Here is a 13086-nt window from a genome sequence, read left to right as displayed (position 1 = left end):
TTCAACCGCCTCCATCAGGTTCGCCCTGCAGGTACGGGGCCAGCCTGCGAAGGGCGGCACGCAGCAGCGGGGAACGGGCATGGATCGCATGCCGGGTGGAGGTGAAGCGCGCACCCAGTTCGGCCTTGATGCGCGAGTCGGTCCAGCCGGCCACGTAGTGGCTCAGGCCGTGCTGCAGGGCGTACTCGATGTTGTGCATCCAGCTGACCGCGTACAGGTTGTGCTCGCGTGATTGCGGGTAGGCCAGGCCAATATACTTGTCCACCAGCTTTCCGGCGTGGATGTAGCACAGGTTCCAGCCGATCAGCAGACCCTGGTGGCGGTACAGGAACATGCGGCCCTGGCCCTGGCCCTGGCTGTCGGCCAGCAGGTATTGGAAATAGGACAGGTCGAGCTGGTCGAAATGCACCGCGCTCTGCGCGTATACGTCCAGGTACAGCGCGTACAGTTCGGCCTGCAGTTGCGGGTCGGCCAGGGCCGGGTTGCCGGTGGCGATGCAGTCGATCTGCAGGTCATCGCGCGAACGCAACTTGCGACGGATGTTCTTGCGGCGCGAGGATGACAGGCGGCCGAGATAGCCATCGAGCGAATCGAAATCGATCGCCACCCAGGCCAGCGGCATGCCTTCCAGTTCGACGAAGCCGCGTGCCAGCAGCGCCTGCAGGAAGGCGCCGCTGTGTGCGTTGGCCGCGTCGTCCAGCAGCGGTGAATCGACTGCCAGGTCCTTCACCACCAGCAGCCGGGTATCGCCGATCGCGTGACGCGTCACGTCCTCGGCCAGCGCCTCCGGGGCAACGTGTGCCGGCAGCGGGGTGTACTCGGTGCTGGTGGCACCGACGAAGCGCGTCTTCCAGGTGATCCACGGCCGCCACAGGCGCGACAGCGGCAGGCCGAGCAGCCTGCCGCGCAGTTCGTCATCCATCGTGGTGGTCAGGTCGAGCGGCGCACGGAAGGTCGGCAGGCCGCTGGGAAGGCGGCCTGCCTCGAATCCGAGCGGCGGGTGGGCCAGGAAGCCCTCCAGCAGCGCGGCCGGTTCCAGCGCGGTGCTGGATGCGCGTGACGTCATCTCCATCGGCACGGGAACCGGCAGCGCATCGACCTCAGCCCTTGGCCTTGGTCAGCGCCTGGTCGAGCAGGGTGATCGCCAGGTCGATTTCTTCGTAGCTGATGTCCAGCGACGGCGCGAAGGTGATCACGTTCTTGTACCAGCCACCCACGTCGAGCACGAGGCCCATGCGCTTGCCGTCGTGCAGCAGGTCACCGGCCAGGCCGATGTCGACCATGCGGTCCAGCAGCTCCTTGTTCGGGGTGTAGCCGTCGGCCTGGCAGATTTCCGCACGCAGCGCCAGGCCCAGGCCGTCGACGTCGCCGATTTCCGGGTGGCGCTTCTGCAGGCCGCGCAGGCCGTCGAGGAAGTACGCGCCCTTTTCCGGCACGGTGCGCTCGTAATCCATTTCCTTGCCCAGCTTCAGCACTTCCAGGCCCAGGCGGGTGCCCAGTGGGTTGGAATTGAAGGTGGAGTGGGTGGAGCCCGGCGGGAACACGGTCGGGTTGATCAGCTCTTCGCGCGCCCACAGGCCCGACAGCGGGTTCAGGCCGTTGGTCAGCGCCTTGCCGAACACCAGCACGTCCGGGGTCACGCCGAAGTGCTCGATCGACCACAGCTTGCCGGTGCGCCAGAAACCCATCTGGATTTCATCGACGACCATCAGGATGCCGTACTTGTCCAGCACGCGCTTGAGGCCGGTGAAGAAGTTGCGCGGCGGGATGACGTAGCCGCCGGTGCCCTGGATCGGCTCGACGTAGAACGCGGCGTACTCGGCCTGGCCGACCTTGGGATCCCACACGCCGTTGTACTCGCTTTCGAACAGCCGCTCGAACTGCCACACGCAGTGGTCGGAGTACTCGTCCGGGGTCATGCCCTTCGGGCGGCGGAAGGGGTACGGGAACGGGATGAACATCGCGCGCTCGCCGAAGTGACCGTAGCGGCGGCGGTAGCGGTAGCTGGAGGTGATCGACGACGCACCCAGGGTGCGGCCGTGGTAGCCGCCCTCGAAGGCGAACATCAGGCTCTTGCCGCCGCGCGCGTTGCGCACGATCTTCAGCGAGTCCTCAATGGCCTGCGCGCCGCCGACGTTGAAGTGCACGCGGCCGTCGAGGCCGAACTTCTCGTGCATGTCCACGGCAATGGTCTTGGCCAGCTGCACGCGGGTCGGGTGCAGGTACTGGCTGGCGACCTGCGGCAGGGTGTCGATCTGGTCCTTCAGTGCATCGTTCAGGCGCTTGTTGCTGTAGCCGAAGTTGCACGCCGAGTACCACATCTGCAGGTCGAGGTAGGGCACGCCCGCGCCGTCGAACATGTAGCTGCCTTCGCCGCGCTGGAAGATCTTCGGCGGATCGACGTAGTGGACGGTGTCGCCGAAGGAGCTGTAGCGGGCTTCGTCGGCCAGCAGCTGCGCATCGGAGGCAGCCGCGTCGGCGTTCTTGTCAAAAATGTTCATGCAGTTCGGTTCCGTGAAGGACGTTCGAAAGAGGTGGCGGGGGCGTGCTCAGGCGGTGGCCAGCAGCAGGGGCAGTGCGGTGGGCTGCGGGCTGGCGTCGATGCGGCGTGGCTGCAGCAGGCTGCCATCGAGCAGGCGCGGCAACAGCGCGATTGCATCGTGGAAGGTAGCGATGGCGGCATGCCCGATGCCGGCATTGGCGCAATGGGTGATCAGGCGGCGCTTGGCGAACACGAAGTCGGCATCTTCGGATACGCAGAAATCCGAGCTGCCGTCACCGATCATCAGCACGCGCGGTGCTTCGTTGGCGCGCGCCTGCGCGGCGCAGGTGCATTTGCAGGTGCCACTGCGGCAGCCTTCGGCCTGGTAGGGCGATTCCAGTTCCCAGTGGTCCCCGCACCAGCGCAGGTGGTTGGCCACCACCGGCAGTCGCGACAGGCCATGGTTGGCGAGGATGCGGTGGATCGCATAATCCAGGCCGTCGCTGACGATGCGCAGTGGCACGCCCAGCTGCTCGGCGCGGGCGACGAAGGCGACGAAGCCCGGATCGATCTGCACCTGGTCCAGGTGCGCATCGAGCGTGGCCGGGTCCAGCTTCAGCAGCCGCACCTGGCCCTGCATGCATTCGCGCGAGCCGATCTTTCCAGCCTTCCATTGGTCTTCCAGTTCCTGCCAGCCCGGCTGGCCGTACTTTTCCAGCAGCGAGTCGATGACATCTTCGAGGCTGATGGTGCCATCGAAGTCACACAGGATGCTCCAGTGCATGGGCAGGTCCGTCGATGAAAGAAACGTCCGGCACGATGCCGGGGCAGGCTCAATGTAGGCAGGCCGCCTTTCTCGTTCCTTTCCTGTTGAAAGGCTTCATTGACGGGCTGGGAAAGCGTTCAGGAAGGTGCATGGATGAATGCGTGAGGTGCAGTCCATCCGTGCGTCTTGAAGTCACGCGCGGGCCAGCACCTGCAGTATTTCGGCCGTCTCTTCACGGGTCTGCCAGGCGCTGTTGCCAAGCGTCAGCATGCGTGCGGCGAAGTCGCGTGCGTTGGGCATGTCGTCCTGCGGCACGATGCCGCGCAGGTACGCGTAGTCGGGCAGGGCATGGATGAACATGCGGCTGGCGCCGAGCCCGCGTGGCCACAGGTCTTTCAGTACAGCATCGCGGGCGCGCTGGCTGGGCAGCAGCAGCATCAGCATCGGCCAGGTGCCGCCGGTGCCGGCCAGGCCATCGACGACCTCCACCGCCGGCAGCTGTGCCAGCTGCACACGCAGCTGCAGTGCGCGCAGGCGCCCGGCCTGCAGGAACGCAGGCAGCCGCCGTGCGGCGTGGGCGCCCACGTTCTGCCGCCACTGGCTGACCCGGTGCTGCGGGATGTCCAGCGGGAAAATGTCTCCGACCGCGTCTTCCAGATCGCCGCGTTGCAGGGCGCTGCGCAGAGGATTGCCGTACACCAGCGACAGCAGCGAGGGGCGGTAACAGGCGGCAAGGCCGAGCAGCTGCACGCTGCGAAGCAGCTCCCAGCGCAGGCTGAAACGTACCTGTTCGGCGGCATGTTCGGCCAGCCCAGCACGCAGTTCGTCGTCACGGCTGACCAGCAGGCCGCCTTCATGCAGGCTCAGGCCCTTGCCGGCAGCCAGGCTGAAGAATCCGATATCGCCACGCAGGCCGACACTGCTGTTGCCGACCCGTGCGCCGAGTGCCTGTGCGGCGTCCTCGATCACCCAGGCGCCGGCGTTGCGGGCGACTTCGCAGGCCAGTTCGACATCGGCGATGCGCCCGCCCAGGTGGGTCGGCAGGATCGCCAGCGTGCGCGCATCGGCCAGACGCCTGAGCTGGCCGGGATCAAAGTCGAAATGGCCGTGGCGGGTATCGCACAGCTGCACGCGCAGGCCCAGGCTGTGCACCGCGATCGGCACCAGCGGGCAGGTATAGGCCGGCAGGATCACGGTGTCGCGCTTGGGCGCACGCTTGCGCAGCGTACGCAGCGCGATCAGCAGCGCGTGTGTGCCGGAACAGGTCAACTGCAGCGGCGGTGTGCCGAGCTGACTGGCCAGGATCGCGCGCAGGTCGCCACCACCGGGAAGGAAGTCGCTGGCCTGCATCGGCAGGCCAGCCGTCGGCGGCAGTTCGCGCGCGAACAGGCTCATCGCCGCGCGCTCATGGCGTGCTTGCGGCGGGGCTGTGCGGATCGTCTGCTTCGGCGCGACCGAGGCAGGCGATGCCGGCCACGATCAGGACCGCACCGACCAGGTGGTGCAGGGTCAGTGGTTCGTTCAACAGCCACGCCGACAGCAGCAGCACGCTGATCACTTCCAGGTGCGAAGCCGCGAATGCCGGACCGATCGGCGCATGCCGCAGCAGGCTCATCCAGGTGAAGAACGCCCCCACGTAGCCGAGGATGGCGCCGTACACCCACGGCTGCGACAGCACGCGCAGCAGCCACGCCGTGTTGGCCTCCACCGGCAGCGCGGCGTCGCCGGCGTATTTGAAGCACAGCTGGGCCAGTGTGTCGAAGGCCATCAGCAGCGGGAAGCCGATTACATACAGGCGCCTCATGAGCCGGCCCCCACCACCGCCACGCCCGCCGTGACCAGCAGCATGCCGGTCACCCGCAATGGCGTGAGCTTTTCGCGGAACAGGATGCGGCCGGCGATCATCAGCGCGACGATGTTGATCGAGCCAAGCAGCACGCCCTTGGACAATGGAACCAGCGACAGGAACGCAATCCAGGCGACGAACTCAAGCACGTAGCAGGCGATGCCGATCCACAGCCAGGGGCGGCTGAGCATGTGTTTCCAGCGTTGCAGTCCTTCGCCTTCCTGCGGATCGCTGGCGGCGGCCTTGAAGGCGAGCTGGCCACCGGTATCGAGTACCACATTGGCCAGCCACAACAGCGTGGCAAGTGCCCCCATCTCAGGCCACCGCCTTGAGCGCGCCGCTGCGTTCGCCGATCCCGGCGAAGAAGCGCGCGCTGCGGCGGATCACCTCTCGACGTTCGCGGTCGATGGTGATCATGTGGTAACTGTCCTCCAGCACCACCAGTTCCTTTGGGCCGCTGACCCGCGACATCACCAGTTCGGCATTTCCCATGCTGGCCACGTCGTCCTCGCGGGCGTGCATCACCAGGCATGGTGCGGTGACCTGGTGCAGGTGGCGGCGGGTCCAGTTGCTCAGCGCACGCATCTCGGCCAGCGCGTGCCAGGGATTGCCCGGCAGGCCGGCGGCGGCGCTGTCGCCGGACAGCATGGCGGCGCTGACCTGCGCACGGAGGCGCTCGTCGCGAAGGCCGTACGGCGGTTCTTCCATGAACATGCGGTCGCGGCCGATGTTGAAGCGTTTGAACCAAGGCAACAGGAACGAGAGGCGGGCGACGGCGGGAATGTTCCAGCCGTCGTAGCGGAACGTGGCGCCGTACACGCCGACGCCGGACACCCATTCCGGGCGCCGGGCAGCCAGGGCCAGCGACAGCACCGCGCCCATCGACAGGCCACCGACGAACAGCTGGTCGACCTTGCCGCGCAGGCTGGCCGCCGCATCCTCCACGCCCTGGTACCACTGTTCCCAGGTGGTTGCCAGCAGGTCATCCACACTGCCGCAATGGCCGGGCAGCTGCACGCCGTGCACGGTGAAACCGGCGTTGTTCAGCCCTTTGCCCAGCATGCGCATTTCCGCCGGGGTGCCGGTCAGGCCATGGACCAGCAGCACGCCCTGCGGGCCACCGGGGAGGAAGAAGTCGTGCGATTCGGTCACCTGGCGGCTCCGGGACGGCAGTGGGGATGGCAGGATCGCAAGCGCGATTTTCGCCAGCCTTTCAGCGTCCCGGCCGGGTCAGGATGCCTTCAGCAGCGGCAGCGAGATGGCGACCTTCAGTCCACCACCGGGGCGGTTCAGGAAGCTCAGGCGGCCGCCGAAGTGCTCCACCGCCTCATGCGCGATGGCCAGGCCGAGGCCGGTGCCGCTGGCAGCGGTGCCCGGCGCCCGGAAAAAGCGCTCGCCCAGCCGTGGCATCACGTCGTCCGGCACGCCGGGACCGTTGTCTTCCACATACAGTTCGACATCATTGTCGTCCAGCGCATGCACGCCGACGGTGACGGTCGCACCGCGGCCGGCATAGCGCAGCGCATTGTCGATCAGGTTGTCCAGTGCCTCCTGCAGCTGGGCGCCGTTGCCGAGCACGCGCAGAGGGTGGGGACTGCCGAGGTAGCCCAGGTCGATGCCGTCGCGGATCGCTTCGGGCACGCGCATGCCGACCCACTGTGGCACCCGTTCGCACAGGTCCAGTGCCTCCACGGTATCGGGCACGGTCTGCGCCCGGCTCAGCGCCAGCAGCTGGGTGCTGACCCGCGCGGTGCGCTGGTTGAGCCGGCGGATGTGCTGCAGTGCCTCGCGCACCGTGTCCGGGTCGCCATGCGCCAGTGCCTGGTCCACGTGCAGGGCCATGCCGGCCAACGGCGAGCGCAGCTGGTGCGCGGCGTCGGCGATGAAACGGTTCTGCAGGGTGATCATTTCCGCCTGGCGGGCAAACAGATCGTCGATGGTGCTGATCAGCGGCTGGATCTCCTCCGGCACGTCGGCGTCGGAGATCGGCGCCAGTTCGCCGCGGCGCTGTGCCAGGCGGGTCCTCAGCGGGGTCAGGATGCGCAGGCCATGGGTCACCCCGAACCAGACCAGCGCGGCGGTGCCCAGCGCCAGCATGGTCATCAGCGGGATGATGATCATCAGGATCTCTCGCGCGCGCTGGCGTCGTTCGGCCATGCTTTCGGCCACCGTCACCGCCAGCTGGTCCTGCGGATCGTTCATCGCACGCGTGCAGACGGTGGCCATGCGCACCGGCTGGCCGTTGAGAATGCCGTCGTACAGGGTGGGGTCCACGCCGGTGCATTCCTGCGAAGGCGCGTAGGCACTGAAATCCGCATTGCCGCTGAGTGTCCCCTGGCGGCTGCTGTCGACGTTGAAATAGCGATGGCCGTCGGGCTCGTACTCGATCAGGAAGCGCGCCTGCGGTGACAGCTCGCTGGTCACCGGCATGCCGCTCAGCATCTGCGCGAAGGAGTGCGTGTCGTCGATGAGGTTGCGGTCGTGGATGCGGTTGGAGTAGTCCAGCGCAACGTAGTAGGCCAGGATCGTATTGAAAGTGAGCAGGGCCAGCATCGGCAGCGCCAGGAAGGCAAGCAGGCGCCGGCGCAGGCTGGGCGGTCCACTGATCACGGGGCGCTGTCGTCCTGCGCGTCTTCCAGCATGTAGCCCAGCCCGCGCACGGTGCGGATGCCCATGCCGCCGGGCTGCAGCTTGCGGCGCAGGCGGTGCAGGGCGATGTCCAGGCCGTTGTCGGTCAGGTCCTGGCCCCAGTCGCACAGCGCTTCCACCAGCTGCGCGCGCGACACGATGCGCTCGGCGCGAACGGCCAGCGCCGACAGCAGGCCGAACTCGCGTGCGGTCAGTTCAAGTGATTGGTCGTCGATCCAGACGCGGTGCCCGGCCAAGTCCAGGCGCAAGCGGCCGACGCGCAGGTCCGGATTACCATTGCTGGTGACCCGCCGCAGCTGTGCTCGCACGCGGGCTTCGAATTCGTCCAGTGCGAACGGCTTGACCAGGTAGTCATCGGCGCCGAGGTCGAGCACGCGTACCCGCTCGGCCAGGCCGTCACGTGCGGTCACCACCAGCACCGCCAGGCCATCGCCGCGCTGGCGCAGGCGTTGCAGCACGTCGCGGCCATCCAGTTGCGGCAGGCCCAGGTCCAGCACCAGCAGCGCGTACTGCGTCGAGCCCAGTGCAGCATCGGCGTGCGCACCGTTGTCGACGTGGTCGACCACGTGCCCCTGCCGGCGCAGCGAGGCGCACAGGCCGGAGGCGATATCCGGGTCGTCTTCAGCAATCAGAACGCGCATGCGCGGGGCTCCTGTAACGGTCAGGCCCACCGGATGGACGGGTTGGGCCTCTCGGCTGCCGAAGGGTAGCCGCAAACCGGGTGAAGGTGGAGCGCGCCGGCACCTCCCGGCACCGTCGCGCTGTCCCTCCATTCAGTCCTGCAGGCCCGGCTCACCCAGCGCCAGCGGCACCCGCGAACCATCCAGCAGGCCACGGCTGAGCTTGCCATCCTCGATGAACAGCAGTTCGCCGTTCTCGCCGTTCTTGATGCTGCTGTCGATCGCGATTACGCGGTCGCCATGGAAGCTGCTGACGTGCGGCATCGAAGTGTGGCCGACCACGATGCGGGTGAGCTGCAGGCGGTCGAGCACGGCCTGCACACCCGCGGTGTCGAGGCGGCCATCGAAATAGCCGCGGTACCAGATCGGGCTGGTCTTGCCGTCATACAGCGGTGCCGTGGCCGGGTCGGCCTTCACTTCGGCCTTGGGCAGGCCCAGCGAGGCCTGATAGGCCGCGTTGGTGCGTGCCGGGTCCAGCGCCAGCTGCACCGCCTCGGGCGAGATGCCGCCGTGCAGGAACAGGGTATCGCCGATCTTCAGCAGCACCGGACGGGTGCGCAGCCACTGCCCGATCACCGAATCGGCACCATACAGCTGCGGGTAGCTGCGGCCCAGCAGCTGGGCGCTGCGCAGGTACTTCGGGTTGACGTAGCGCAGGTCGTCGTACAGCACCATGGTTTCGTGGTTGCCGAGCACGAAGTGCACGGCGCCACCGGCGGCGGCCGCCTGCTGCTGCAGGCCGTAGAGCAGCCAGAACGCCTCGGTCACCTGCGGGCCGCGGTCGAACACGTCGCCGGCGATGACCAGTGTGTCCTTGCCCAGCGCCCAGCGATCCTCCGCGTCGATCACGTGGTGGGCGCGCAGCAGGCGCACCAGCAGCCCGTACTGGCCATGGATGTCCGACAGCGCGACGATGCGCGGTGCAGCCGGCAGCACGGAAATCGAAGGTGCGTTCGGCGCGGCCACATGTACGGTGTGCTCGTAGCCACAGCGCGGCGCGATATCGGTGCCCGTCGTGTTGATGGCCAGCGTGCGCGACTCGACCTTGTCGTCGCAGATCCACTTGGCCTGCAGCTGGTCGCCCTGGCGGAACACATAGGGGCCATCGGCCTGCACGTGGTCGGCGGGCGCGGCAACCTCGCGGGCCTGCGTGGTTGCTGTGGCGCAGGCCAGCAGCGGCAACAGCAGGGCGGTCAGCAGGGAAGGGCGACAGCGCGACATCGGCGGCATCCAGCGGCGGAAAGATCCGATGCTAACCGGCGCGGGCGTCCGTCGGTGTGCGCGAGTGGGCGGATCAGGCGCCGCGCCGGTCGTCCTTGAGCTTGCGCACGCGGGTGGCGGCGGCCTGCAGCGGCTGACCGTCGCGCCCGCGTGGCTGCATGTAGGGCAGTGGTCGCCGCGTGCTGGATTCGATCAACTGCGAATGGGTTTCACCGGCGCTGAAGCGATGGCGTTCTCCCCACTGGCGCAGCGCGACCAGCAGCGGGAACAGTTCCTGGCCGGCGTGGGTGAGCACGTATTCCTGGTAGGCCGAGCCATCGGAGGCCGGTTGCAGTTGCAGGATGCCGGCCTCGACCAGCCTGCGCAGGCGATCGCTGAGGATGTTGCGCGCCGCGCCGAGGCTGCGCTGGAAGTCGCCGAAGCGGCTGACGCCGTCGAAGGCATCGCGGATCACCAGCAGTGCCCAGCGATCACCGAGCAGGTCGGCGCTGCGGGCAACGGGGCAGGGAATGTTGGCGTGCATGCTGGGGCCTCCGAATGTGGTTGCAGTTTAAAACCAATGGCGATAGCCTGCATCAAGTTTCAAATTGCAACTACATCATGAGCGCATCGATGTCCCGCCCATTGCTGACCCTGCTCGCGGTCGCGGCCGGCGCCAGCGTGGCCAACGTCTATTACGCGCAACCGCTGCTGGATCGGCTGGCACAGGCCTTCGCACTGGACCGTGCCGTGGCGGGCGCAGTGTTGGCGGCAACCCAGGCCGGCAGCGTGCTTGCATTGCTCGGCCTGCTGCCGCTGGCCGATCGCGGTGACCGGCGGCGCCTGCTGCGGCTGCAGCTGGCGGCACTGGTGGCGGCCCTGCTGTGGCTGGCAGCGGCACGCACGACCGGTTGGCTGCTGTCGGCCATGCTGCTGGCCGGACTGCTGGGCACCGCGCTCACCCAGGGCTTGATCGCCTATACGGCAGCGATGGCTCCGGCCGCGCAGCGGGGGCGCGTGGTGGGCGCCGTGCAGGGTGGGGTGTTCATCGGGCTGCTGCTGGCGCGTGTGCTGTCCGGCACGGTGGCGGCCATTGCCGGCTGGCAAGCGGTCTATCTGCTTTCGGCAGCGCTGATGGCGGCCTTGGCCGTACTGCTGTGGCGGCGCCTGCCGGCCGTGCCGATACCCGCAGTGCCGCCGCGCTGGCGCGACCTGATCGGCTCGATGCTGGGCATGCTGCGCCGCGATCGAACGCTGCGCGAGCGCGGGCCGCTGGCATTGCTGCTGTTTGCCGGCCTCAATGTGTTCTGGGCGGCGGCACCCTTGCCGCTGTCGGCACCGCCGCTGCACTGGTCGACCGCAGCCATCGGTGCGCTCGGCCTGGCCGGGGTGGCAGGTGCATTGATGGCGTCGCGGGTCGGGCACTGGATGGACCGTGGTTTCGCGCATCGGGTCAGCCTCGGCGCGCTGTTGTTGATGCTGGTCGCGTGGTGGCCGCTGCTGGGCCTGCCGCGTTCGCTGTCCTTGCTTTTGCTGGGTGTGGTCGTGCTCGACCTCGGCGGCCAGGCACTCCATGTCTCGAACCAGGCATTGTTGCTGCGTGCACCGACAGAACAGCATGGGCGCCTGGTGGCGTTGTACATGTTGTTCTATGCAGTTGGCAGTGGGGCGGGTGCGGCTGCGGGGCCTTGGGTGCAGGCCCGGCATGGCTGGCCAGCAGTGTGCCTGTTGGGCGCCGGCATCGCGCTGCTGGCGCTGCTGTGGTGGGCAGCATGGCGGGTGGTGGCGTTCAACGCATCGGCTGGCGCGCGAACCGGTAGAGTCGACTGTCGGTAGAGTCGACTGTCAGTCGACTGCTCTTCGCCCCGCGTGCGAAAAATCCCGCGCTGCGCGCGACAGTCGACCAGCGGTCGACTCTACCTGTCCTGTCGTCATCGCTGCAGTGCACGCCGCCCCGGGGCTTCCTGCAGGTCCGCGCTGGCCACCACCACGCGGTTGCGGCCGCTGCGCTTGGCCTCGTACATCGCCGCGTCGGCACGTGCCATCAACCGTTCGTAGTCCGGATGACCATCGTGACCGGCCACGCCGATGCTGGCGGTCAGCTCCAGCACCTGGCCATTGGCTAGTGCTACCGGTGATTGTGCGATCTGCCGGCGCAGGCTCTCGGCGATCACCGAGGCCTGTGACTCGCTGGCGGCCACCAGCACCACCACGAATTCTTCGCCGCCATAGCGGAACAGATAGTCGCTGCCCCGCGTGAGTTGGCCGAGCAGGCCGGCCACGTGCTGCAACGCGCGGTCGCCGGCATCGTGGCCGTGGCCGTCGTTGATCGCCTTGAAGTGATCCAGGTCGAGCAGCAGCAGCGAGAACGGCGTGCCGTTGCGCGTGGCCAGCTCGATTTCCCGGCGCAGCACGGTCGGCAGGAACCGGCGGTTGAGCAGGTTGGTCAGTGCATCGCTGCCGGCATCCAGTTCGCCGATGCGCTCGAACAGCAGGGTCATCAGGGTGCGGATGGCGGCCAGATCCTCGCGGATGGCCGGCAGCACCGCCAGCCGCTGCGCCGGGACATCGTTGCTTGCCTGTTGCAGGTTCCCGTCGATGCGGGCCATCAGCTGGCCGACCTGCTGGGTTTCGCTGCTCTCGCCGAAGCTGGGGATGCCCTTGTGGGTGAACCACAGGCCGAATTCCGAGGTCGCCAGGCTGGCGCTTTCGCCGGCCTGCACGTGGCCGGCCAGTGCGTACAGCAGTGCGTTTTCCCAGTCCAGCAGCAGGGCGCGCTGGCGCTCGCGCTCGGTGCTGACGTTCTGCACCAGCGAGAACAACCGGTAGGCCGCATCGGCACGGGTGGATCGTTCGCGCGCATGGGTGTAGGCCAGGGTCATGCCTTCCATGGCGATGTCCATGATCGCGCTGAGGCAGTCGATGGCGGCGAACGCGGTGGCACTGTCGGGTGCGTCGTCGCGCAGGCGCACGAACAGCTCGTGCTTGAGCACGCGCGCGCCGCGGGTGACCAGGTCGACCGGAATGCCGACCCGGGCATGCACATCGCCGATCACCCGTTGCGAGGCCACGGCACTGGCGATCCTGTCGCGATCAGTGGTCAGCAGTTGCACCAGCCAGCGCTGCATGGCCGGCTGCAGGCGCTGCTTGACCTGGTCGTGGGACAGGAAGCGGCGTGCACGCCCGTCCTGCAGCAGCACTTCGTAAAAGCGCTGTGCCAGCACGGCTGGGGCATCGGTGGCAGCGGCCTTGAGCAGCGCGGTGGCGGCAGGGCCAGCCTGTTGCAGGCAGTGCTGCCAGGCCTCGGCCAGCGGCTGGCTGGCATCGTCCAGTTGAGGTGGTTCCACGTCGATCTCTGACTGCGTACGCCAAACCACGGGTATCGGCCGTGGTGGCGTGCGGTTGATGGCGGGTAAGCCGGCCAGTTTAAGCGCGATGCAGGGTTGCACGGTGCGCAAAGCAC

13 protein-coding genes are annotated in these 13086 nt (G+C 67.7%); 1 reads left to right on the top strand and 12 read right to left on the bottom strand.

Features of this window, described 5'->3' with window-relative positions:
* Position 1: 1 nt before the first annotated feature.
* From AC5P65_RS11750 to AC5P65_RS11700, 11 genes are all read right to left on the bottom strand, one after another.
* The gene (locus tag AC5P65_RS11750; RefSeq protein ID WP_111098994.1) at positions 2-1072 is read right to left on the bottom strand and encodes a GNAT family N-acetyltransferase; all 1071 of its coding nucleotides are present in this window, start codon (positions 1070-1072) and stop codon (positions 2-4) included.
* 28 nt (positions 1073-1100) lie between these two features.
* Positions 1101-2501 carry an aspartate aminotransferase family protein gene (locus AC5P65_RS11745; protein WP_005408663.1) on the bottom strand — a complete coding sequence of 467 codons (1401 nt, stop codon included), beginning with the start codon at positions 2499-2501 and terminating at the stop codon, positions 1101-1103.
* Positions 2502-2549: 48 nt separating this feature from the next.
* Entirely contained in the window at positions 2550-3266 is a 717-nt protein-coding gene (locus AC5P65_RS11740; RefSeq protein ID WP_049455638.1) for an MtnX-like HAD-IB family phosphatase, read from the bottom strand.
* A gap of 174 nt (positions 3267-3440) precedes the next feature.
* Complete coding sequence (locus tag AC5P65_RS11735; RefSeq protein WP_111098993.1) at positions 3441-4643, bottom strand: DegT/DnrJ/EryC1/StrS family aminotransferase; 1203 nt, start codon at positions 4641-4643, stop codon at positions 3441-3443.
* A gap of 10 nt (positions 4644-4653) precedes the next feature.
* Entirely contained in the window at positions 4654-5052 is a 399-nt protein-coding gene (locus AC5P65_RS11730; RefSeq protein ID WP_019659193.1) for a DMT family transporter, read from the bottom strand.
* Positions 5049-5408: an EamA family transporter gene (locus tag AC5P65_RS11725; protein ID WP_021202495.1), complete on the bottom strand. Its 360-nt coding sequence runs from the start codon at positions 5406-5408 to the stop codon at positions 5049-5051. The genes AC5P65_RS11730 and AC5P65_RS11725 overlap by 4 nt, the downstream gene beginning before the upstream one ends.
* Before the next feature lies 1 nt (position 5409).
* Complete coding sequence (locus tag AC5P65_RS11720) at positions 5410-6246, bottom strand: alpha/beta hydrolase (protein ID WP_111098992.1); 837 nt, start codon at positions 6244-6246, stop codon at positions 5410-5412.
* Between the two features lie 78 nt (positions 6247-6324).
* Entirely contained in the window at positions 6325-7704 is a 1380-nt protein-coding gene (locus AC5P65_RS11715) for a sensor histidine kinase (protein ID WP_021202497.1), read from the bottom strand.
* Positions 7701-8384: a response regulator gene (locus AC5P65_RS11710; protein ID WP_019659189.1), complete on the bottom strand. Its 684-nt coding sequence runs from the start codon at positions 8382-8384 to the stop codon at positions 7701-7703. Before AC5P65_RS11710 ends, AC5P65_RS11715 begins: the two co-directional genes overlap by 4 nt.
* A gap of 132 nt (positions 8385-8516) precedes the next feature.
* Positions 8517-9644: a metallophosphoesterase gene (locus AC5P65_RS11705; RefSeq protein ID WP_021202498.1), complete on the bottom strand. Its 1128-nt coding sequence runs from the start codon at positions 9642-9644 to the stop codon at positions 8517-8519.
* A 73-nt stretch (positions 9645-9717) separates the two neighbouring features.
* Positions 9718-10167 carry a winged helix-turn-helix transcriptional regulator gene (locus tag AC5P65_RS11700; protein WP_111098991.1) on the bottom strand — a complete coding sequence of 150 codons (450 nt, stop codon included), beginning with the start codon at positions 10165-10167 and terminating at the stop codon, positions 9718-9720.
* Positions 10168-10256: 89 nt separating this feature from the next.
* Here AC5P65_RS11700 and AC5P65_RS11695 point away from each other — a divergent pair, with 89 nt between their 5' ends.
* Positions 10257-11459, top strand: a complete 1203-nt coding sequence (locus tag AC5P65_RS11695; RefSeq protein ID WP_329841517.1) for an MFS transporter — start codon at positions 10257-10259, stop codon at positions 11457-11459.
* 95 nt (positions 11460-11554) lie between these two features.
* On the opposite strand, the gene AC5P65_RS11690 is transcribed toward AC5P65_RS11695, so the two are convergent.
* On the bottom strand, positions 11555-12970 hold the full coding sequence (locus AC5P65_RS11690; RefSeq protein ID WP_111099025.1) for a GGDEF domain-containing protein: 1416 nt from the start codon (positions 12968-12970) through the stop codon (positions 11555-11557).
* Positions 12971-13086: the final 116 nt, after the last annotated feature.

The sequence above is a fragment of the Stenotrophomonas sp. YJH_SMC_48-3 genome, from assembly GCF_059369375.1.
Note: the sequence above shows the minus strand (reverse complement) of the source record. Positions and strands in the feature narration are given on the sequence as shown.